Below are 20,621 nucleotides of genomic sequence, written 5' to 3' on the forward strand. Positions count from 1 at the left end.
AAAACGTTCTTTACAAGGTATAAATCCTTAAATTAGATCTATGAGAATCAGTTGTATACTCCTCTTTAGCTTATTATCCTTTGGACTAAGCGCTCAAAACTTTGGTTTAAGTGGTAACTCAGAAGTAGCCTTCAACCTTAGAGATGGCTCTAGTAATAATAGAAGTAATATTCGTAGTCATATCCCAATCGGGACAGCAGTGGAATTTAATAGGTATTTTGACGAAAGTCCTAGGATGGCAACAATTGTGTTGATTAAGGGCGATACCATTCGGGGTCGCTATCTATACAATATGGAGAATGAAGTACTTGAATCAAGTGATGGAGACTCTCTTATAGCCTGGAATTTTGTGAGTAGCTTCGAACTTGAAGCGAATGGAGAATCCCCAGCACAGAAATTCTCCAACCAAAGATTAGTTTGGCCTGAAAGTGAGTACGGAGGATTTATTAGAGATATATACACTTCTGAGTATGTAAAGGTAAAGTACTACCTCGAGTACATTCCTAGAACTTATGATGCTTCAACTCAAATGGGAGACCTATATGATAAAGTTGTGGCAAAATCTGATAACTACCTCAACACCGGGAATGAATGGAAAGTGATTCCTTCTGGAAAAACAGCTTTTTTTGATTTCTTTGGACGCTATTCGGAATCACTCCGAAAGTATGCAAGAAAGAATAAGCTCAAGCACAAAAATCCTGAGGATATTGGCAAAATGGTCACTTGGATAACTAAAAATGGAAATTGATTTCCTGTCTTAAATCTGAATGAAGACTTAAGGCAACAGGACAATTTCTTCCTATTTCTTTGAGCCATTCACGCTTTTCCTCACTCAGTGGACAATTGTCCCAAAAGAATTCAACTTTCAATGCTGCTATTTTTCTAGGGGCAGAAGCGGACATAACTTTAGTAGTTTCCAAATGCATACCCTTCAAATCAATACCCTCTTTTTCACCCGCAATAGCCATGACTGTCATCATGCAACTACCCAGGGCAGCTGCCACGGTATCGGTTGGCGAAAAAGTCTCTCCCTTACCATTGTTATCTACTGGGGCATCGGTCATCAATTGATTTCCAGACTTCACATGTGTAACAGAGGTTCTGAGGCCTCCCGAATATTCAGATTTGATAGTAGCCATAAACTAAGCAGCTTTATTTTTCGTTAATTTAGAGACCTTATTTCTACCGACAAAATAGTATGCATTCATTCCTTAAAAGTATCCTGTTATCGTTGCTCTTAATTATTGGATTTGGTGCTTTTGCACAACAGAATGACGAAGCACGTGGTGAAGACTATTCCATAGAAAATGTATTTGGGATAAGTAAGGCCACGCACGGGGGCTTAATCAGTGGTTTCTATTACAGACATTCGAAAATTTTGAGTGAAGGAAATCTAATGAACTATGGTATTGAGGTTGTCAATATCAAACATGCGAGAGAAGGAAAGGAGACAACTATAACTGGAAGCACATTCGTATTTGGTAAGTCAAACTACCTACTGGCTATTAGACCGACTTACGGCAGAGAAAAAATATTATTTAAAAAAGCTCCTCAGCAAGGCGCAAGAATAACGGGCCTTTTATCCGCAGGCCCCTCTATTGGCATGGAAATACCTTACTTTGTTGAATTGGTTGGAAATGAGAAAGAGCAATATGATCCAAATGACACCAGACATGGCTTTAATAGGATCATAGCGAATGCTGGTCCATTTAGAGGTCTGGGACAGTCTAAGTTCGTATTAGGTGCTCACGCAAAAGCCTCTTTAACCTTTGAGACAAACTCTACCAAGCAAAGAGTTTTTGGGGTCGAAGTTGGATTTACGTTAGACGTTTATACCCGCGAAATCAATATTCTTCCGGTGGCGGGTAATAATAGCGTATTCACCTCTGCTTTTATGGCCATTTATTTCGGGCGCAGAAGATAATCCATAAGCACTTTTTTTTGGAACCTTTGACTTACATTTGTGTTTCAATAGACAGAGGAGAAAGTTATGATAGAACTACCTGTCGTTTCTAAGGAAACTGAAGAGAGAAAAAGAAAACCAAACTGGCTTCGTGTTAAACTTCCAATAGGACCTGAATACGCGAAAGTCAGGAAGCTGGTTGACGAAAACAAGCTCCACACTATCTGTGAGAGTGGTAATTGCCCAAATATGGGTGAGTGCTGGGGTGCAGGAACAGCCACCTTTATGATTTTGGGGAATGTCTGTACAAGGTCATGCTCATTCTGTGCTGTGGCAACCGGAAGACCCCCAGAATATGATCAAGAGGAACCAAAAAGAGTCGCTGAGGCTATCAAAACCATGGGCGTCAAACATGCGGTGATCACCTCGGTAAACAGGGATGAATTAAAAGATAGAGGTGCTGAAATCTGGTACCAGACCGTTGTTCAAACCAAAGCGCTAAGTCCAACCACTACTATTGAAACACTCATTCCAGATGTCAAGGGTAACTGGGAAGCATTAGAGAGAATGATTGAAGGTGGACAGGAAGTTGTATCTCATAACATGGAAACGGTGCAAGATCTGTACAGACGTGTTAGACCGCAAGCCAAGTATGATCGGAGCTTGGAAGAACTTCATCGAATTAAAGAATTTGGTAAGCGATCCAAATCAGGTGCAATGCTCGGCTTAGGTGAAACTGATGAGCAAATCTTTAAGCTGATGGACGATCTGGCCGAGGTAAAATTGGACATTCTTACTTTGGGTCAATATCTACAACCCACAAAGATGCACCATGAAGTTATTGACTATGTGCACCCAGATAAGTTTGAGTTTTTTAAGGAAGAAGGACTTAAAAGAGGGATCAAGTATGTGGAATCCGGTCCTTTGGTAAGGTCTTCTTATCATGCCGAAAGACATGTGCATGTTTAACTTCTAGGAAAATACTTATAACCACCTCGACTTGTCATGGTGGTTTTTTTTGTTTCAATTTGCAATACATCATATTATGATGTATTATTGTTCTATGTATTCAAGAGAACTTTTAAAAGGTATTCTGAAGCCCATCATTCTGAAGTTACTTTCAGAGCACGACAAGATGTATGGCTATGAGATTGTACAACATGTAAAGGAGAAGACTGAAGGAAAGGTTCTGATCAAAGAGGGATCATTATATCCGACCCTTCATAGTTTGACCAAAGAGGGTTATTTGACTACCGAGTCGGTTTTAGTAGGTAATCGTACTCGTAAGTATTATTCTCTGACTAAGGAAGGCACGGGACTGGTAGTCCCAGCCCTTAACGAGCTCATAGATTTTCAGGCAACCTTGGGCTTACTTTTTGGAAAGGAAAAACCAGCTGTCTCATGATCAACCCACATCAAACAGAAATCATCAAGGAGTACTTAAGAACTGAGCAGTTTACCGATCAGGCTCTTATTGATGACCTCCTTGACCATATCTCATGTGAGATCGAATTACAAATGGAAGTCGGAACCAATTTTGAAGATGCCTTCCATACAGCACTAGAGAAAGTATTACCACAAGAACCTGTTCAGGTTCAACAAGATTTAGAATTTTTAACCACAAAAACTCAAAATATTATGATTAAGAAAACAGCTTATGTCGGAGGGTATGTCAGCGCTCTCGTCTTTTGCCTTGCCGTACTTCTAGCGGTTCTATCATTCCAAAACAATGCCCTTGTTGACAGTAGAAGAGAGAGCCTTACAGATCAATATTTAACAGTGAATATTGATGACATAAGCTCTGAACAAAGGAATGAAATATACCAGGACTACTACAAGGAAACTTCAGCTTTAAAGCTAAAATCCATCCAACAGGCCACTATAAGTCAGACTTTGCTCATTATATCGATTCTACTTTTCGGGATAACTTATCTGCCCTATTGGTTTTATATTGGATTCCATCGAAGTGAGCTACAACATGGCTGAATCAAAAACGGCTACCGAATGGTAGCCGTTTTTGTCCTATTTTCTTCATTAAGTTTCCCTATGCCATAGCCTCTTCTTCGGCATAATCCGCAACTGGAATACAGCTACACATTAAGTTTCTATCGCCATAAGCCGAATCAATTCTACCTACTGACGGCCAGAACTTATTACTTCTTACATAATCGGCTGGAAAGGCTGCTTTCTCTCTAGAGTAAGGCATATTCCAATCACTAGACAATACCGACTCATTTGTGTGAGGAGCATTTGAAAGAACATTGTTATCTACTTCAGCGTTGCCGTCAGCTACTTCCTGTATTTCTGCACGGATACCTAACATGGCATCACAGAAGCGGTCAAGCTCAGCTTTAGATTCAGATTCCGTTGGCTCTATCATTACAGTACCTGCCACCGGAAAAGATACTGTTGGTGCATGAAATCCATAATCCATTAAACGCTTGGCGATATCTTCAACTTCAACGTGTTGAGCTTTGAAATCACGACAATCAACAATCATTTCATGCGCACACCTGCCTTGTGTTCCAGTATAAAGAATTGGAAATTTCTCTTCTAACCTGGCTTTGATATAGTTAGCATTCAGTATTGCAATCTTGGTTGCGTTTGTAAGGCCTTCGGCACCCATCATAGCAATGTATGCATAAGAAATCGTTAGGATACTAGCACTGCCCCAAGGTGCAGCCGAAATAGCCGTAATAGCTTTATCTCCACCGCTCTTTACATTTGGATTACCCGGTAAAAACGGTGCCAAATGAGATCTTACACCGATTGGCCCCATACCTGGGCCTCCGCCTCCATGAGGGATACAGAATGTCTTATGAAGGTTCAGGTGACACACATCCGCCCCAATCAAGCCAGGACTAGTCAAACCTACCTGCGCATTCATATTAGCACCATCCATATATACCTGACCACCGTGTTGATGGATGATATCACAAATCTCTTTGATGCTTTCTTCAAACACTCCATGTGTTGAAGGGTAAGTCACCATCAATGAAGCAAGGTTATCGCTGTGCATTTCTGCTTTAGCCTTCAAATCTTCAACATCGATATTTCCTTTTTCGTCACACTGAACAAGCACCACTTTCATTCCTGCCATCACAGCAGATGCTGGATTAGTTCCGTGTGCAGACGTAGGAATGATAGCCACATTTCTATGGTGATCTCCACGGCTTTGGTGATATGCTCTAATAACCATTAGACCTGCATACTCGCCCTGTGCCCCAGAATTTGGTTGCAATGACACGTCATCAAAGCCTGTAATTTCTGATAGCCAATCTACCAAATCACCAAACATCTGTTGATATCCTTTAGTCTGATCACTTGGGGCAAACGGATGAATATTTCCGAATTCAGGCCATGTAACCGGAACCATTTCTGCCGTGGCATTCAGTTTCATTGTACAAGAGCCTAAGGAAATCATTGAATGAACTAGGGATAGGTCCTTATTCTCTAATCGCTTGATATAGCGAAGCATTTCGTGCTCAGACTGGTATTGATTGAAAACAGGGTGAGTTAAGAAGTCGCTTGTCCTGTTCAATCCATCAGGAAAGTTAATTTCAACACTTGTAGACATCGCTGCCACATCCAAGTCCATTGACTTACTGGCTGACTCTGCGAATACATTCAGAACCGCTTCTAAATCAGCCACTGTAGTTGTTTCATCTACTGCAATACCAATATTACCATTATCGAAGTATCTGAAGTTGATTTCGTTCGACTCTGCGATAGCTTTAACCTTAGAGGCAAATTCGATCTCCGCTTCTATTTGAATAGTGTCAAAGAATACATCATTCAATTGTTTGAAACCAAGCTCGCCCAATCCGTTACTAAGCAATTTTGCTTTCCCGTGAATGTTACTGGCTATACCTTTCAAACCTTCTGGCCCATGGTAAACACCATACATTCCTGCCATCACACCTAATAATACCTGTGCAGTACAGATATTGGATGTAGCTTTTTCTCTTCTGATATGCTGTTCACGCGTCTGCAAAGCCATTCTATAGGCTTTATTACCGTGACTATCTAAAGACACTCCTATGATCCTACCAGGAATCTGCCTCTTAAAGCTTTCTTGTGTAGCAAAGTATGCCGCGTGAGGACCACCAAAGCCCATTGGCACACCAAAACGTTGGGTTGTACCGATCACCGCATCTGCACCCATTTCACCAGGAGGTGTCAATAGCACCAATGACATAAGGTCAGCCGCTGCTACAACAAATACGTTTTGTTCTTTTGCGGTCTCTGTGAAAGCACTAAAATCTCTTACATTTCCATCACCTCCAGGGTACTGGTAAAGCACGCCATATAGTTCTGGATCGGTCAAGTCAACTTGATCAATATTTCCAATCTCAAGCTCAATGCCTACTGGGATAGCACGAGTTTTCAATACATCCAAAGTCTGTGGGAAGGTGTTTTCGTCTACAAAAAACTTATTAGCCGTCTTCTTATCTTTCTTTCTTAAGCCAGCAAACATGGTCATAGCCTCAGAAGCTGCAGTCGCCTCGTCTAGCAGAGAAGCGTTTGCTATTTCCATACCTGTTAGATCAATAACGAGGGTCTGAAAGTTAATCAAGGCTTCAAGCCTACCTTGTGCAATTTCTGCCTGATAAGGTGTATAGGCTGTATACCACCCTGGATTTTCAAGTACATTTCTTTGAATTACACCCGGCACTATTGTCCCATAGTAACCCATACCAATGTATGACTTGAATAGCTTATTCTGAGAAGCCATAACTTTCAAGTCGTTCAAGAATTGAAATTCAGACTTAGCTGCCGGCAAATTCATTGCTCCTTGCATTCTGATACCTGCAGGCACTGTTTCATTGATAAGTGTATCAACACTATCTGCACCAATTACCTCAAGCATTTCTTTTATTTCAGAATCTTGGGGGCTGTTATGTCTGTCCTCGAATTTTGGGACCTGGTTTAAATTAATCTTAGTCATTTCCGAATTCCAATAAGTTGTAATTTCCTCTCTTCCAAAAGATGAACAAATGTAAGCCACAAAGCCTTGATTTCCTTGCATATCAAATCAAAAAACAAGACCATTGAAATAAGAAAATACGGCTGTTTTAAAATTATGATTAGCTTTAGCCCGCTAATAAATTGTAACATCAAATTGTTTATAAAATGAGGAAATTAAAGGCATCCTTTTTAGGATTGTTGGTTTTAGGTTTCGCAGCTACTGCTCAAGACGTATCTGTGAAATACGGAAAGACCATTACACCGGAAGACATGAGAAAAAAGCTCACAGTGCTTGCTTCTGATGACTTTCAGGGAAGAGAAACAGGAACTGAGGGCCAAAAGAAGGCTTCTCTTTACTTAGAAGGTTTTTACCGAAATCTCGGGCTTCAAGGTCCAGCTGACGGAGCTTACCGTCAGAAGTTCAGTATGTACCAGTCAGACTGGTCAGATGTCTATGTGAAGATAAAAGGCAAGAAGAAGATGAATGGCGTTGATTTCATTTTCTCAGGTAGTGCCAATATGGACAAAGAAATGAAGCTTTCGACTGTATTCATCGGTAATGGTGATGATCTAAGCGGCATGGACGTTAAAGACAAAGGTGTGATGATGACTACCATCTCACGAGAGTTACTAACGAAAGTGAATGAGGCTGGCGCAAAAGCCATCTTCGTAATGAGTTCTAATGATGAGCAGTTTATGCAAACAATGCCTCGTCAAGCAAGATTTAGATTAAAAAGTAGATTAAGGTTCAATAAGGAGTTAGGTGCCAATCAGAGTATGATCTTCAATGTTACGAAGGCCATGGGTGCTCAACTTTTGAATACTACTGCTGCCAAAATTGATGCTGCGGCAGATAACCCGGCCAGCATCAAACCAAGAACAGTTCGCTTTATGGTGAAGGAAAAACTGGCTGAACTTAGCACTGAGAACATGGTAGCCTTTCTTGAAGGTACCGACCTGAAAGATGAAGTACTAGTTATCTCTTCTCACTATGATCATATTGGTCAAAACGAAGATGGCACAGTGATCAACAATGGGGCTGATGATGACGGCTCAGGTACTACTGGCGTTATGGAAATTGCCGAAGCTTTCGTACAGGCAGCAAATGAAGGCCACAGACCAAGAAGGAGTATCCTTTTCTTAAATGTTACGGGTGAAGAAAAAGGATTGCTAGGATCAGCCTATTATGCTGACAATCCACTATTCCCAATTGAGAAGACAGTCAATAACCTCAACATTGATATGATTGGTCGTGTAGACCCAGATCATGAAAATGACAGAGAATATGTATATGCCATTGGATCAGAAAAATTATCCAGTCACTTAAAGATCATTTCTGAGTATGCTAACATCACGTATACAGGGTTAAATCTTGACTATCGCTATGACGATCCGGCTGACAAAAATAGATTTTACTACCGTTCTGATCACTACAACTTTGCTAAGAAAGGTATTCCGATCATTTTCTATTTCAATGGTGTGCATGCCGATTACCACCGTCCTACAGACACAGTGGACAAGATCGAGTTTGACGTAATGGCGAAGAGAGCTCAGCTGGTATTCCATACCGCTTGGATCTTGGCCAATAGAGATGACAGAACTCCGGTCGACAGAACCGATGACATGGATTACGGTTCTCGTGATTAATCGAACAAGCATTTGAATAAAAACAGATTAAGGCTACTTTCGAGTAGCCTTTTTTTTATGCCCAACATGTTACATATACTCAACGGAGATAGCACGCTACACCAATTCAAAAACTCAGGAATTGAAGGAAATACCTACGTCTGGAGGGATGTGCTAAGTGAAGGTCCTGTGAACGCTGAATTTGGAAGTGACTCCTTCTGGACTGAGCGAGATCGGTTCATGAGTACTCAGTATCAATTGAAAAATGGCCAATACTTGAAAGGAGTTGTTTCATCATTTAAAGCCATGGAAGAATCACTTTCTGACTTAGATGAAATAGTGCTGTGGTTTGAGTACGATTTATTCTGTCAAATCAATATGGTTGCCTTAATCCATTGGTTGCATGGAAAGAATCTCAACTGCACAGTATCATTGGTTTGCCCAGGTAAAATAGATGAATCGGATAGGCTCTTCGGGCTTGGAGAAATAGCGGCTGATCAATACCCTCAACTGTTCGACACTCGACTAAAATTAGGTTCGCGCGAGTTCGAATTTTGCAGTGATGTCTATGAAGCCTATTGCTCGAGTGATCCCACAGAAATGTACAACTACGTTCTGATGAGTTTATCAGAGTTTCAATATCTACCTGATGCCCTAGACGCTCATTTTAAACGTTTCCCCAATAAAGAAAGTGGCCTGACTGAAATCGAACAAAAAATGATCTCTCTAATCCAAGAAGGAGAAAATGATTCTAGAAAACTGGTAGGTAAAATGCTCAGATGGCAACGTTATCATGGTTTTGGAGACCTTCAATACTTCAATATCCTTGATGGCTTGAAATCTCTTTTCAAAGATTTTGAGCGCCTAACTCTCGATTCTGATTTAAGTAAGAAAAAAGTCGAGTCCTTGATGGATCGTAACCAAAAACTAGGTGGTGCTATACTTAGTGATTGGTATTGGGATGAGCAAGAAAAAACGCTGATCCCAAGGGAATCAGCGTCATAAATATTTCTTAGATTAAGCTTACTTCCCTGTCGAAAGTCTCACTCTTCCATCTTCAATTCTTATATCCACATCGGCTTTACCACCGTCCAGTTCGAGCTTGGCTCTTCTTTCCGTCTCTTGAATTTTATCAAAGGCAGAAGTCGCAGAAATTCTACCATCATCTTTCGACACATTGAACTCACCGCCCCCACTAAGGACAACAAAATCAATATCAGCATCATCTCCTCTGATTTCATAAACCCCGTTGTCAGAAAGGCTGGTCTCTAACGATACATTACCATCTTCAGCAGACACTTCAATAGTATCAAAATTGCCATTGCGCAAATCTATATCACCATCATCTACATTAACATATAACGAGCCCTTACCTCCGTCCATTCTTAAATCGCCATCCTCTAGCTGCAAGTCGAACTTGTTGCCATTACACTCTATCAATTCAATATCTCCATCGTCAGTCTCAATGGATATCTCTCCATTGACACTACGAATCACATAATCATCATCATCTCCTTTGATTCTTAGGGATCCCGTTTGAGGCATCTCTATTTCAATCTCATAATCAACACGCCAAGAGCCGATTTGGAAAGTAACACCTCTGCGTGCTGACTCCGTAATGTATAAATCACCTTGACGTTCTTCTACTTTAATATCGAATCGCGATCTGCTAGATCTAACCCCACGTGTGGTTTCAGTTCTATCAATTACCACATGTACATCACTTCGATCGCTTCCTGTAATCTTCACATTAGCGTCTTCAGACTTGAGGTGAATTGTACCATCTGAGGCTAGGTTATAGACCTCATCCAGGTTAAAATTTTTGTCTTGGGCGGTTATGTTGCCAATGAACAGCGTCAATAAAGACGCACAGGTAAAAAGAATCTTTGCTTTCATAATATTCTGAGTTGTTGTTTAAATTTTGACAAAGTCAATTTAGCGAATATTCTGGAATTGGATCAAAACCCGCTTATCTCCTCTTCTTTCGACCCCTACCTCGCTTGGCTCCTCCAGGCTTGTCACGAAATTTTTGTTTCTTCTCGTGAAATGCCCCCTTAAAACTGGGGTCCGCTCTTTTCCGCATATCATCAATGGCTTTGTCCATCTCCTGTTCTTCGCCAAATGGTGTTTTTTCCACAGTTACCTGATCCGGAATATTCTTCTGAGCTATTTTCTCTTTGATAAGATGCTCAATCCGAGGAATATGTTGCATCTCCAATTTATTGGCAAAGGTGATGGCCATCCCCTCATTCTGAGCCCTACCCGTTCGCCCAATTCGGTGAACATAGTCTTCATAAATCAGTGGTACATCAAAATTTACTACATGGCTGACCATTGAGACATCCATTCCACGTGCTGTGACATCAGTAGAAACCAAAACCCTAATATGCCCTTCCTTGAATTCGTCCATCGCATTAATACGAGAGTTCTGGCCTTTGTTGGCATGAATAACTCTTACTTGACCCAGTGATTTTCTATCTAGGTAATGAGCAATGTTATCAGCTATAGTCTTAGTCTTGACAAACACAATTACTCGCTCAAAAGAATCATCTTCTAAAAAGTGAGTTAGAAGGTTAAGCTTAGTTCTGAAATTTGGCACCTCATACAAGACCTGATCTATGGTTTCGGCAACTGTCGCCTGTGGAGCCACTTCCACCCTTTCTGGGAATTCTAAGAACTCCTCAGTAAGCGTAACTACCTTATCATGCATTGTAGCAGAAAAGAGCATATTCTGCCTCTTGACAGGTATAAGCTCAAGGATATTTCGAATCTGGGGCATAAACCCCATATCCATCATCTTATCTGCCTCGTCCAGAATAAGTGTTTTGATACCTCTCGGGTAAATTGCCCCTTTCTTATATAAGTCTAGAAAGCGGCCTGGTGTGCTGATAATAATATCGACCCCTTGTTCCAGTGCTTCTAACTGAAGTTTAGGCCCAAGCCCCCCATAAAGTGTAACTACTCTTAAATCAGTGTACTTGGCAAGAGAAGTGAAATGATTCGAAATCTGAATAACCAATTCGCGTGTAGGCGCTAAAACCAATGCCCTAGGGTGTTCTCCTTGAGCATATTTAGCTTTCATAATCAAAGGAGTAGCAAACGCCAGAGTTTTCCCCGTACCTGTTTGCGCTATTCCTAACAAATCATGACCTGCCAAGGCTATGGGTATTGCCTTTCTTTGAATTTCAGTTGGATTGGTAAACCCCAACTCTTCAATGGCATTCAAAATCTGCCGATTCAGCTTTAAATCTTCAAAATTTTGAATTTCTACTGCCATTTTAAGTGGATTCGTGTTTGTTTTACAACGCAATTACGCGAAACACTCCGCAAAATAAAATCATAATGGCATCCATCCTCATATTGAACGGCACGCTGGTTAATGAAAACCAAATCTTTGAAGCTGACATCTTTATAAACAACCAGGTAATTGAAGCAATTGGCAAGGACCTTCAGCATAAAGAAGCTGATCGTGTAATTGATGCTACCGGCAAAATCATTATCCCCGGTTTGATCGATGATCAGGTCCATTTCAGAGAGCCTGGGCTTACCCATAAAGCGGAGATCTATACAGAATCGAGGGCCGCTGTGGCTGGAGGAATCACCTCGTTTATGGAGATGCCTAATACGGTTCCTAATACCCTGACACAAGAGCTTCTGCAAGACAAGTATGATATTGCTGCTCGAAACAGTCTGGCCAACTATAGCTTCTATATGGGTGCCTCCAATAATAACCTCGAAGAGGTGTTGAAGACTGACCCAAAAAACATTTGTGGTGTCAAAATCTTTATGGGCTCTTCCACAGGGAATATGCTTGTGGATAATCAAAAAACTCTTGAATCCATTTTCTCCAATTCCCCTACACTCATTGCCACCCATTGCGAGTCGGAAGAGGTTATCCAAAGGAATACTGCCGCGGCAAGGGCTCAATATGGAGAAGAAGTGCCGATTGCCATGCATCCTGTAATAAGAGACGAGGAAGCTTGTTATGCCTCCTCTTCATTTGCTGTAAACCTAGCCAAGAGCACTGGTGCGAGATTACATATTTTGCATATATCCACTGCGAAAGAGTTAGAGCTTTTCGACAACACCATCCCTCTAAAGGAGAAGAAAATAACTGCTGAGGCATGTGTACATCACTTGTGGTTTTCAGATGCAGATTATGCCGAAAAGGGCACACTCATTAAATGGAACCCAGCGGTCAAACAGTCTACTGATAGAGATGCTGTACTTCAGGGAGTGATTAGTAACAAAATAGACGTATTAGCTACGGATCATGCGCCTCATACCTTAGAGGAGAAACAAAACAGTTACTTTTCAGCACCGTCTGGAGGTCCGCTTGTACAACATTGGCTTACAGCGCTGTTAGACCTCCATCACCAAGGCAAGATTACTCTGGAGAAGATTGTTGAGAAGTCTTCTCATGCGGTTGCTGACCTCTTTGATGTAGAAAGGCGAGGTTATATCAGAGAAGGCTACTATGCAGACCTTGTATTAGTTGATTTGGCCGAACCAAGTGAGGTCACTAAAGAAAGTCTTCTTTACAAATGCCAGTGGTCTCCATTTGAGGGGCATACCTTTAAGTCTGCCGTAACTCATACAATAATCAATGGGCAGGTTGCCTACGAAGAAGGAAATTTAGTAGAAGTTGGCAGCGGTATGAGGTTGAAATTTGATAGAGACTAAATTATCACCGGTTCTTTTGATTTGGCAGGTTAATTAGTCGTTATTAATGGCTCAAACCTTAAGATATGCCAATTAAGAGGCTCACGCTGCTCACTATATTTTTACTCTTTGGGTCCTTGGCGAGTCAAGGCCAGTCCATAATTCAATTTGAGAGATTAATCAAAAAAAACACCAAGAAAGCTGGTAAGGCATCTGTCAAAAAGAAAATTGAGAAAAGCTATACCGAGCTACAATTGACACACATATATACACTAACAAAAGAGTTAAGCAATCCAGAGTTTCCGCCAAATCGGGAAGCCCTAAAAGCTGCTTCAGGCTATAGTCTCGCTAAGGCCTTAATCAAAAAATTGTACGGCACATCACCAACTCTCAAGGGTGAAAATCAAATGCTTCAAAAAGCCGGCCTTGAGTTAGATAATTACTATTCTTCTGGCCTCCGTCTTATGAGTGAAGAAAATCAGACATCTAAGATAGTCGCTCTGTCCAACCTGAAATTCGTTCAAGCTTTAGACCCAAATTATAAAGAAGTCGAAAAAACTGTTAACAGTTTAAAAGATCAAATTTCTTATAATGTCTTGATAAAGTATGACCTAGAAGGGTTTGAGGAATTGGAACCAGTTATGTTTCAACTCAACACTGTCTTGGTCAATGATATTAAGGCATTTGGAGGCACTAAAGTAGATTACTATTTTGAGAACATAGCAAATCCGAATATGGAATTCGCCTACACAATAACGTTAGACTTTGAGTTTATTGATGTCCCACAAGTAACTACCAGAATCGATCAAAAGACCTATCACAAAAACCAAGGAAGAGTATCAATCAAGGCGCAAGTGGACAAAGAGGTTTTTGAAAGGAATATTCGGGCGTCTGGAAATGCTCTGATATTTAGTAGAGTATATGGGGAAGAATACAGAAGTGAGCCATTCAATATTAGGATCAAGAAAAAAACTTTCAATTCACAAATCAATGGTAATCAAGATGCAATAGACGCTATCAATTTAAGGCGAATATCTCAAGAGAAATCATCTCAGAGCAATCATGAAAAAATCTCCGATAAAGAGTTTAGAGACAAAATTTTCAATATTCTCAGAAGGCAAATACAGGAAATTGAGTCCTACTTATAATGCCTTTGAGTAACTTTTTATTAGTTATCATTCTTGATTTTATTTCAAAATAAATTACATTTGCTGCCCGTTCAGCAATGAACTATCACGGTGGTTGTAGCTCAGTTGGTTAGAGCATCGGTTTGTGGTACCGAGGGTCGTGGGTTCGAGTCCCATCTTCCACCCACCTTTCTGGAGAGCTTTTTAAAGCTCTCCTTTTTTTATGCTTATTTCTTTGCTCATTATTTTCCATCCTTCGGTAAATAATTTTACTCTATTTGACCTAGTCTCTTTATAATACTTTTTAAAGGTCTGAGATAAATCGAAATAGTACCATAAGTGTCATTTCACCTTGTCTAATGCTCATTTAAGAAATTACCTGAATAGCAGAATTCTATCGCGCCATTTGATTAATTTGAATTTGACCTACACTATTTTTGGTTTTCACTTAACTAAATTCTGAACATTGAAAGGTAAACTCAATGATAGAATAAACACACGTCCTCTACTTGATAGACTCAAAGTAGATTATAAGTTGTACCTGAAAGGCGATCTGGTACAGACCATAACTGAACAGCCAATTGATAGCTTCGAAGGAGATGAAATAGAATTCATATTCCAGCTTATAGAAGCAGAGTTAAGAGCCACTGATGCTGCACACATTAAGGAAATACTTTCTTCAATAAAAGAATCGGTTAGCGAGCGTTGGGCTTTTATATTCAATCATTCCTTAGAAATTGAAAGGGGCCGAGCTCAATCTGCCGTGAGCCATCAGCTTATCGCACTTATACAATTGACAGAGGAACACTGAAACCTGGCCTACTGATGAGTACTTATTGATGAGTAACCTAAATATTATATCTTAGTACTAATGGACCTTGACCAACACCCTGGGAAAAAGATTAAATGGATCATTGAACATTTTGAGAATGGCAACACCGCTGCCTTTGCTCGAAAAGTCTTCTTGACAGCCCCAACGGTGGATGCTTATATTAAAGAAAATACTAAGCCCGGTTATGATGCAGTCCAGAACATACTTCGTGCCTATCCGGAAATAAACATTCACTGGTTTATTCTAAATCAAGGCCCTATTAAACGAGAACTCAGTGATACGGAACTCGATGCACTGGAAGAAAATCACAGGCTACGTAAAGGTATTCAAGACTTGTACGAATTATATGTAGAAGGAAATAAAGACCAGAATTAGTCTCTTCGAATTCTATTTAAAATCTCATCAGCAACAGTTGCTCTATCCGCCTTGAGATTGGCCACCAAAACACGCTCTCTGCGCTTGTTGAAACTCAACTGGACAACATAAACGAATAGCATGATAAGTAACAAAGCAACTACACCTAGTGGCCAATATTGTCTTAACAGCGCCAAGCGCTCGGCCTTTAAAGCTCTATCAGCAAGGATGGTATCAATACGAGAATTAAAGGCCTGAAGTGTGGGAGCTGAATCTTGTTGAGAACTTTGGACTGTCATCCAGTTCTTAAAATTGGCAGCGTATAGGTCGCTATATTCTATTGACTTATTCAGGTCCGTAGAACGGTAAGCCTTTTGGAGCAAATCATAGACGATGAACATATCTGGATCATTCTTGATCCCATCAAATGTATTTACTGCTGTCTCCCATTTTGCTATTGCGTTAACCTGATCACCTCTTATAGAGTAAAGCTCTCCCTGATGTAATAAAGTAATAAACTGAGATCTCTTACTGGAATGCTCTTGTTTTAACTCCAGTGCTTCAGCATAATAACGATCGGCCTTAGAATAATCCTCTTGTGCAACATAAATTTCCGCCAAGTTGTGCATGGCAATAGACCTCAAGACAGGATCAACACTCTCATTAAATGCAGCAATTGAGAAGAATTCTCCTGCTCCAGCATATTCTTTATTCTCCTGTTTTATGAGCCCTAATTCAATTACAACCTTCGCTAAAAGAACAGAATCGTCTCTAAATTCTGACTGCTCCCATAAGTCCACTAAAATTTCACCCGCCTCTAAATATTTTCCATCATTTTTTAGCTCAGTAGCCATGTCATAAGGCAGATCAATCAAAAGCTGTAAATCCCCATATTCCTCGGCTATCTCTCTGTAATTAGTGACATATTCTTGCGCACTCTTTAAGGCCTCTCTGTAGAGATCAACTGCACCGTCATGGTCGTCATAACTAGACCTGATTATGGCAAGGTTATTTAAAATTATAGTCCTTTTAAATAAATCCACCGTATCACACTTATCTAGGTATTCAAGTGCATCACTGTAATTAATAAATGAAGACTCATAATCATTGGTGCTCATCCCAATAAATCCGAATGTCGCCTTGGCCGTGACCATACCGTACATATCAGATTTAGCCCTCGCCATATCAAATGCTTTTTGGGCAAGTTTTATGGATTGTTCAGGATTTTCTTCAATCATGGCCTCCGCATCATACAGAAGATCATACATATCTTTTTCCTGACCAACAGCAAATAACTGAGTGCAAGTGAAAATTATTAGTATGTAAAGTGCTCTAATCACGCCTAAAGGCTGTTTTTTATTACTTATCTAAAGACTAAAGTAATGAAAATACCAGAATTCTCAGCGTAAAACTTAATTGTTTTGCACACTCTTTTGCGTCACAAATTCTTGTGCCGTCCAAGTATGTAAGAAAATTACGATTTAGCCTTTCTTGCGAAGCATACTTCTTCCCTTCTTCTCCGTCCCTTCACTCTTTTGGTCATCTAATTGTACTTCTGGGACTACAGGATCTGGCATGGTATCTTCTGAGGCATCAGCACATCCAAATGTTAAAACTGTAAGGGCGAATAATAATAGCATTGTCTTTTTCATAGTCGATTTATTTAATTGAGGGAACCAATATATTGATTTCACTCAATTGAAAGTCAATCTATTACATGAAATGTGACACATTCGAAGTATATGCAAATGATATAAGCAAAAGCTATCCAGTAACTCTAAGAAGCCTTAAACTTGGCATTGATATAGTGCAATTAGAACAATACTATATGTTCATCAGTTACTCAGAATCATCTGACGAGTAATGAGGAGGCATCCACATTTTGATGGTGAATTTTGGTCACTTTGTAGTTGCTAAAAGCACCGTCTCCAAATACCTCTGGATCAAAGGGGGTGTTAATAAAGTGGAGCGCACTAACAGAAGCGTCACGTGGTTGGACATTTTCAAACCGAACTTTCGAAAGTTCAGCAGAACAACCGTCTATTAATACTACTTCGGCAGTTACATCCTTGACGGTGAATTTTGCATATTCTCCAAACGTTCCGATGTGCAGTGCCTCAGTAGTGAGGTTATTTAGGGTAATATTCTCGAACTTTTCAGGACAGATAAACACTTTCGTAGAAAACGAATTATGCTCTGGTTCCCCATTATCAGAAATGAGACAGTCTCTTACATTATTCTCGCAACCGATGTGAATTGTTTCGTAGATGGGGTTATTCTCTATTACGATACTGTTGATGTCTGAGGACTTGACAGTTAATTCTTTTAATTCGCTTGACTGCCCTACAGTCAAATGGTCCATAGATGATGAAACTATCTCGATATCATGAAGTCGACATTTATCGAAAGACAGACTCCTTACTGTAGTTTCCGACATCATAATATTTCCGGAGAATCGACAATCAGTAAACACCACATCATCAAATAAACAGCTCTTGAAGTCTAAATCATAGGGTAAATGAATGCCTGCCACGTGAATGGATTGATTCAATGTGAAGGGAAAGGGGGAAATTCTAAATTCAAGGTCTTCACCTTTAAGAATTTTCAAGAATTGCTTTACATTAATCTTTCTCATTGAGCTTGTTTAGAAAAAGACTTCATACACCCTATAACTCTAAAATTCGAAGCCTGATTTCCTTATGCATGTTAGGATTTCGTCAAGTACCTGACAATACCCACTTTTGGGTATTTTTCTAGTTATAGCCACGCTTTAGACTAATTGAATCTGGCCAATAACAGCATTCTCTTACCCTCAAAAATTCTAATTGCTTGATTTTATGATGTTTATATGTTTAATTAACCGAACTGTTCCTGAGACAGTAGAGAAAACTTTCTCATTACTTAAGGCCCAAGCAACCCATGAATTCGACTTCCGAGTTGGCTTATGCATTTGACTTTACCATTGAAAGACACTCGCTTTTCAATGAAATTCTGGACTGGATGGATTCAAATACTTTCCGCTCAGACCAAAGTTATATTTGGCAAATAGGCATCAGTTCGGAATCGACCTTGAAGAGTGTTCAAAGCAAGGTATTAGGAGATTTAGAGTGCAAACATTTCAGACACTGGAAAGCCAACTCATTCAAGAAAGCGATCGGTATATTAAGCCGACTTAATAAGCACAGTTCTGTATTCAAATCTGACCTTAGCAGCTACAGAGAAAAGGGGCATCATATCTTTATCTACAAAACATCTTGCGTCACAAAACGCCTTTTTTATCATACTCTGCATCAGTGATTATTGGATGAATTTCTTAACTTCACTTATGTCCCAAGGCATGGAAGATTTTCTGAAATTATCTACAAGCGAACAAACACGACTGCTGTTTCTTGACGGGACTTTCATACTTTCAATTCGGTATTACGGCTATAAGGTAAATCTCTACCTCTACAAGAATGAATACTTAGAGGTTTTCTATAATCACAAGCAAGACCTGATTGAGAAGATACAGCTACTAGACTATCAGCATACAAGAATGAAATTCTATGCTGATCAGATCAACATTAAGTCAGTCGCTAGCTGAATCAAGTATTCGCATATGAACTTTCATGACTTGTGGAATTAATAAACTGTCAGAATCATTCTGAATGCTATAATCTGCCAGTTCCCTTCTAACCCCGTCACTGGTCTGCTGCCCGATTATTTGATCCACTTGCTCATGTGTTCTTTGAAGGTCCCTTAATAAGACACGCTCAACTCTAGTCTTTTTTGAAGCAAAGACACAGATGACTTTGTCAAGTGATTTGTATGATTCTGTTTCGAAAAGCAAGGCTGCTTCTTTCAAAACATAGGGATGATTTTGATGACTTTGTACCCATTCGGCAAAATCTGTAGCTACGGCAGGGTGAACCAGTTCATTAAGTTTTTTCAGTTCTGTGGGATTAGAGAATGCAACATCTGCCAGGTAAGATCGATTTAACTGTCCGTCCTTTGAATAGCTCTCGGCACCAAATTCTCTCTTCACACTTTCAACCAAACTGGAATTATTTGACAGGAGATATTTGCCCCGATCATCTGCGTAATAAATAGGGACACCTAGCACTTCGAAAATCTGACAAACTGTGCTTTTACCCGAGCCAATCCCTCCTGTAATGCCAACAAGCAGTGGTCTAGTCATTTTTTATAACCCTAATAGTAGATGAGACGATTTCCAGTTCTTCAACGTGCTCATCACGCATACCAACCTTCAATACTATGGATGAATCAACTGGATTCATATCATTGAAATCGGCCACTATTCCGACTCTTGCAGTATCAATTGCATCAAAATAAGTCTCTGCAATTTTATAGCGAATAGCGGCAAAGGCATCTGAAGACTGCCAAGTGCTATCAGGGAAATTGAGTAAAGAAATCAGTACATTGTCACTAATATCTAACATACGGACCACTTCAAAGCTCAATAAAGCAGATTCAAGTTGCGGTACCACAAATTCAGGGGTAGTAGGAATATCAATTTCCTCAGAGACATCTCTGTCAATTTCTGTCAAGTTAGCCTCTAAGTATATAACCCGATCTAAATCTCTAATGATGCGTTCAGGCCCAGTCCAAACGACTGTATCAGGTTGAATACTTATTGGAGAAGAAATCCTATGACTATCATCTAAGCTGATAGAAGACGGATCTAGTGCTAATCTAAATGTTCGAGAAACCTTCTTTTGTATATCAAACTTGATAGAATCTCTGAGAATGTAATTAATGACAACTGGGTCTAATCGAGGAGTTAATTGGCCTCTTAAAGAAGCAGTCATGACGTGATCCGACTCATCAGGTCTATCTAGAGAGACAGTTATAGGATTCATATTGAATCCAAAAGACCTTGTCATAAGGTCCCAACCTCCTCCCGTAACTTCAATTGGAATTCTAGTAGGAAGATCCCGGGTGGCTATATAGGCTTCTTGGTCAAATTCAATTTCAATTGGGTAGTTGATTTGACTTATATAGTCCTCCTTATTTAGTGCACTAAAAAACCAAAAGGTGGTAGATATGACTATGCATACAACTACCACCTTAACTTTTTCGTCTTTCCTACTTGGTGTATGAAAAGACTTTTTTAATTTTTCAATTATGTCTTCTGCACTTTTCAAGTGAG

Annotated in this window: 22 protein-coding genes and 1 tRNA gene; 14 read left to right on the plus strand and 9 right to left on the minus strand. The window is 40.0% G+C overall.

The window, feature by feature from the left end; genetic code table 11:
• The first annotated feature begins 40 nt into the window (after nucleotides 1–40).
• On the plus strand, nucleotides 41–748 hold the full coding sequence (locus J4E76_RS17910; RefSeq protein WP_208506165.1) for a hypothetical protein: 708 nt from the start codon (nucleotides 41–43) through the stop codon (nucleotides 746–748).
• Here J4E76_RS17910 and J4E76_RS17915 read toward each other — a convergent pair.
• Nucleotides 732–1,139 carry an OsmC family protein gene (locus tag J4E76_RS17915; protein ID WP_208506166.1) on the minus strand — a complete coding sequence of 136 codons (408 nt, stop codon included), beginning with the start codon at nucleotides 1,137–1,139 and terminating at the stop codon, nucleotides 732–734. The two genes, J4E76_RS17910 and J4E76_RS17915, sit on opposite strands and share 17 nt — an antisense overlap.
• A 59-nt stretch (nucleotides 1,140–1,198) precedes the next feature.
• Between J4E76_RS17915 and J4E76_RS17920 the strand changes: the two genes are divergently transcribed.
• The 4 genes from J4E76_RS17920 to J4E76_RS17935 all read left to right on the plus strand — a co-directional run bounded on the left by J4E76_RS17920 (nucleotide 1,199) and on the right by J4E76_RS17935 (nucleotide 3,889).
• Nucleotides 1,199–1,924 carry a hypothetical protein gene (locus J4E76_RS17920; RefSeq protein WP_208506167.1) on the plus strand — a complete coding sequence of 242 codons (726 nt, stop codon included), beginning with the start codon at nucleotides 1,199–1,201 and terminating at the stop codon, nucleotides 1,922–1,924.
• Between the two features lie 66 nt (nucleotides 1,925–1,990).
• Complete coding sequence (lipA, locus tag J4E76_RS17925) at nucleotides 1,991–2,872, plus strand: lipoyl synthase (protein ID WP_208506168.1); 882 nt, start codon at nucleotides 1,991–1,993, stop codon at nucleotides 2,870–2,872.
• Nucleotides 2,873–2,966: 94 nt separating this feature from the next.
• Nucleotides 2,967–3,308: a PadR family transcriptional regulator gene (locus J4E76_RS17930; protein WP_208506169.1), complete on the plus strand. Its 342-nt coding sequence runs from the start codon at nucleotides 2,967–2,969 to the stop codon at nucleotides 3,306–3,308.
• Complete coding sequence (locus J4E76_RS17935) at nucleotides 3,305–3,889, plus strand: hypothetical protein (RefSeq protein ID WP_208506170.1); 585 nt, start codon at nucleotides 3,305–3,307, stop codon at nucleotides 3,887–3,889. The genes J4E76_RS17930 and J4E76_RS17935 overlap by 4 nt, the downstream gene beginning before the upstream one ends.
• Before the next feature lie 58 nt (nucleotides 3,890–3,947).
• Here J4E76_RS17935 and gcvP read toward each other — a convergent pair whose 3' ends face one another.
• The gene (gene gcvP / locus J4E76_RS17940) at nucleotides 3,948–6,851 is read right to left on the minus strand and encodes an aminomethyl-transferring glycine dehydrogenase (RefSeq protein WP_208506171.1); all 2,904 of its coding nucleotides are present in this window, start codon (nucleotides 6,849–6,851) and stop codon (nucleotides 3,948–3,950) included.
• Between the two features lie 185 nt (nucleotides 6,852–7,036).
• Here gcvP and J4E76_RS17945 point away from each other — a divergent pair, with 185 nt between their 5' ends.
• Both J4E76_RS17945 and J4E76_RS17950 read left to right on the plus strand, forming a co-directional pair.
• Nucleotides 7,037–8,518 (plus strand): M28 family peptidase, encoded by a 1,482-nt coding sequence (locus J4E76_RS17945; RefSeq protein ID WP_208506172.1) that lies wholly within the window; start codon nucleotides 7,037–7,039, stop codon nucleotides 8,516–8,518.
• A gap of 66 nt (nucleotides 8,519–8,584) precedes the next feature.
• Nucleotides 8,585–9,502: a DUF1835 domain-containing protein gene (locus tag J4E76_RS17950; protein ID WP_208506173.1), complete on the plus strand. Its 918-nt coding sequence runs from the start codon at nucleotides 8,585–8,587 to the stop codon at nucleotides 9,500–9,502.
• 18 nt (nucleotides 9,503–9,520) lie between these two features.
• On the opposite strand, the gene J4E76_RS17955 is transcribed toward J4E76_RS17950, so the two are convergent.
• Entirely contained in the window at nucleotides 9,521–10,393 is an 873-nt protein-coding gene (locus tag J4E76_RS17955) for a DUF4097 family beta strand repeat-containing protein (RefSeq protein WP_208506174.1), read from the minus strand.
• A 73-nt stretch (nucleotides 10,394–10,466) separates the two neighbouring features.
• On the minus strand, nucleotides 10,467–11,774 hold the full coding sequence (locus J4E76_RS17960) for a DEAD/DEAH box helicase (RefSeq protein ID WP_208506175.1): 1,308 nt from the start codon (nucleotides 11,772–11,774) through the stop codon (nucleotides 10,467–10,469).
• 65 nt (nucleotides 11,775–11,839) lie between these two features.
• On the opposite strand from J4E76_RS17960, the gene J4E76_RS17965 reads away from it, so the two are divergent.
• The 5 genes from J4E76_RS17965 (at nucleotide 11,840) to J4E76_RS17985 (ending at nucleotide 15,493) form a co-directional block, all read left to right on the plus strand.
• Nucleotides 11,840–13,180: a dihydroorotase gene (locus J4E76_RS17965; RefSeq protein WP_208506176.1), complete on the plus strand. Its 1,341-nt coding sequence runs from the start codon at nucleotides 11,840–11,842 to the stop codon at nucleotides 13,178–13,180.
• Nucleotides 13,181–13,245: 65 nt separating this feature from the next.
• Nucleotides 13,246–14,307 carry a hypothetical protein gene (locus J4E76_RS17970; protein WP_208506177.1) on the plus strand — a complete coding sequence of 354 codons (1,062 nt, stop codon included), beginning with the start codon at nucleotides 13,246–13,248 and terminating at the stop codon, nucleotides 14,305–14,307.
• A gap of 89 nt (nucleotides 14,308–14,396) precedes the next feature.
• A tRNA-His gene (locus J4E76_RS17975) sits at nucleotides 14,397–14,472 on the plus strand.
• A gap of 280 nt (nucleotides 14,473–14,752) precedes the next feature.
• Nucleotides 14,753–15,097: a hypothetical protein gene (locus tag J4E76_RS17980; RefSeq protein ID WP_208506178.1), complete on the plus strand. Its 345-nt coding sequence runs from the start codon at nucleotides 14,753–14,755 to the stop codon at nucleotides 15,095–15,097.
• Nucleotides 15,098–15,157: 60 nt separating this feature from the next.
• Entirely contained in the window at nucleotides 15,158–15,493 is a 336-nt protein-coding gene (locus tag J4E76_RS17985; RefSeq protein ID WP_208506179.1) for a hypothetical protein, read from the plus strand.
• Here J4E76_RS17985 and J4E76_RS17990 read toward each other — a convergent pair.
• From J4E76_RS17990 to J4E76_RS18000, 3 genes are all read right to left on the minus strand, one after another.
• A complete protein-coding gene (locus J4E76_RS17990; RefSeq protein WP_208506180.1) occupies nucleotides 15,490–16,740 on the minus strand; it encodes a tetratricopeptide repeat protein in 1,251 nt (416 codons plus the stop codon). The genes J4E76_RS17985 and J4E76_RS17990 overlap by 4 nt on opposite strands.
• Nucleotides 16,741–16,953: 213 nt before the next feature.
• Complete coding sequence (locus tag J4E76_RS17995; RefSeq protein ID WP_208506181.1) at nucleotides 16,954–17,124, minus strand: hypothetical protein; 171 nt, start codon at nucleotides 17,122–17,124, stop codon at nucleotides 16,954–16,956.
• A 197-nt stretch (nucleotides 17,125–17,321) separates the two neighbouring features.
• On the minus strand, nucleotides 17,322–18,107 hold the full coding sequence (locus J4E76_RS18000; RefSeq protein ID WP_208506182.1) for a hypothetical protein: 786 nt from the start codon (nucleotides 18,105–18,107) through the stop codon (nucleotides 17,322–17,324).
• A 284-nt stretch (nucleotides 18,108–18,391) separates the two neighbouring features.
• On the opposite strand from J4E76_RS18000, the gene J4E76_RS18005 reads away from it, so the two are divergent.
• Nucleotides 18,392–18,769 carry a hypothetical protein gene (locus tag J4E76_RS18005; protein WP_208506183.1) on the plus strand — a complete coding sequence of 126 codons (378 nt, stop codon included), beginning with the start codon at nucleotides 18,392–18,394 and terminating at the stop codon, nucleotides 18,767–18,769.
• Nucleotides 18,770–18,797: 28 nt separating this feature from the next.
• The gene (locus J4E76_RS18010) at nucleotides 18,798–19,055 is read left to right on the plus strand and encodes a hypothetical protein (RefSeq protein ID WP_236017541.1); all 258 of its coding nucleotides are present in this window, start codon (nucleotides 18,798–18,800) and stop codon (nucleotides 19,053–19,055) included.
• Here J4E76_RS18010 and coaE read toward each other — a convergent pair.
• Together coaE and J4E76_RS18020 are read right to left on the minus strand one after the other, a co-directional pair.
• Nucleotides 19,041–19,649 carry a dephospho-CoA kinase gene (gene coaE, locus J4E76_RS18015; RefSeq protein WP_208506184.1) on the minus strand — a complete coding sequence of 203 codons (609 nt, stop codon included), beginning with the start codon at nucleotides 19,647–19,649 and terminating at the stop codon, nucleotides 19,041–19,043. The two genes, J4E76_RS18010 and coaE, sit on opposite strands and share 15 nt — an antisense overlap.
• On the minus strand, nucleotides 19,642–20,616 hold the full coding sequence (locus J4E76_RS18020) for a hypothetical protein (RefSeq protein ID WP_208506185.1): 975 nt from the start codon (nucleotides 20,614–20,616) through the stop codon (nucleotides 19,642–19,644). Before J4E76_RS18020 ends, coaE begins: the two co-directional genes overlap by 8 nt.
• Nucleotides 20,617–20,621 lie beyond the last annotated feature (5 nt).

Origin of the sequence: Roseivirga sp. E12 (assembly GCF_017592825.1) — a bacterium.
Taxonomy (GTDB): Bacteria; Bacteroidota; Bacteroidia; order Cytophagales; family Cyclobacteriaceae; genus Roseivirga.

What these genes read in the sequence shown, in the direction of transcription:
- J4E76_RS17910 (WP_208506165.1), top strand. Translation starts at nt 41, where the DNA reads ATGAGAATCAGTTGTATACTCCTCTTTAGCTTATTATCCTTTGGACTA.
- J4E76_RS17915 (WP_208506166.1), bottom strand. Translation starts at nt 1,139, where the DNA reads ATGGCTACTATCAAATCTGAATATTCGGGAGGCCTCAGAACCTCTGTT.
- J4E76_RS17920 (WP_208506167.1), top strand. Translation starts at nt 1,199, where the DNA reads ATGCATTCATTCCTTAAAAGTATCCTGTTATCGTTGCTCTTAATTATT.
- lipA (WP_208506168.1), top strand. Translation starts at nt 1,991, where the DNA reads ATGATAGAACTACCTGTCGTTTCTAAGGAAACTGAAGAGAGAAAAAGA.
- J4E76_RS17930 (WP_208506169.1), top strand. Translation starts at nt 2,967, where the DNA reads ATGTATTCAAGAGAACTTTTAAAAGGTATTCTGAAGCCCATCATTCTG.
- J4E76_RS17935 (WP_208506170.1), top strand. Translation starts at nt 3,305, where the DNA reads ATGATCAACCCACATCAAACAGAAATCATCAAGGAGTACTTAAGAACT.
- gcvP (WP_208506171.1), bottom strand. Translation starts at nt 6,851, where the DNA reads ATGACTAAGATTAATTTAAACCAGGTCCCAAAATTCGAGGACAGACAT.
- J4E76_RS17945 (WP_208506172.1), top strand. Translation starts at nt 7,037, where the DNA reads ATGAGGAAATTAAAGGCATCCTTTTTAGGATTGTTGGTTTTAGGTTTC.
- J4E76_RS17950 (WP_208506173.1), top strand. Translation starts at nt 8,585, where the DNA reads ATGTTACATATACTCAACGGAGATAGCACGCTACACCAATTCAAAAAC.
- J4E76_RS17955 (WP_208506174.1), bottom strand. Translation starts at nt 10,393, where the DNA reads ATGAAAGCAAAGATTCTTTTTACCTGTGCGTCTTTATTGACGCTGTTC.
- J4E76_RS17960 (WP_208506175.1), bottom strand. Translation starts at nt 11,774, where the DNA reads ATGGCAGTAGAAATTCAAAATTTTGAAGATTTAAAGCTGAATCGGCAG.
- J4E76_RS17965 (WP_208506176.1), top strand. Translation starts at nt 11,840, where the DNA reads ATGGCATCCATCCTCATATTGAACGGCACGCTGGTTAATGAAAACCAA.
- J4E76_RS17970 (WP_208506177.1), top strand. Translation starts at nt 13,246, where the DNA reads ATGCCAATTAAGAGGCTCACGCTGCTCACTATATTTTTACTCTTTGGG.
- J4E76_RS17985 (WP_208506179.1), top strand. Translation starts at nt 15,158, where the DNA reads ATGGACCTTGACCAACACCCTGGGAAAAAGATTAAATGGATCATTGAA.
- J4E76_RS17990 (WP_208506180.1), bottom strand. Translation starts at nt 16,740, where the DNA reads ATGTATGATCTTCTGTATGATGCGGAGGCCATGATTGAAGAAAATCCT.
- J4E76_RS17995 (WP_208506181.1), bottom strand. Translation starts at nt 17,124, where the DNA reads ATGAAAAAGACAATGCTATTATTATTCGCCCTTACAGTTTTAACATTT.
- J4E76_RS18000 (WP_208506182.1), bottom strand. Translation starts at nt 18,107, where the DNA reads ATGAGAAAGATTAATGTAAAGCAATTCTTGAAAATTCTTAAAGGTGAA.
- J4E76_RS18005 (WP_208506183.1), top strand. Translation starts at nt 18,392, where the DNA reads ATGAATTCGACTTCCGAGTTGGCTTATGCATTTGACTTTACCATTGAA.
- J4E76_RS18010 (WP_236017541.1), top strand. Translation starts at nt 18,798, where the DNA reads ATGTCCCAAGGCATGGAAGATTTTCTGAAATTATCTACAAGCGAACAA.
- coaE (WP_208506184.1), bottom strand. Translation starts at nt 19,649, where the DNA reads ATGACTAGACCACTGCTTGTTGGCATTACAGGAGGGATTGGCTCGGGT.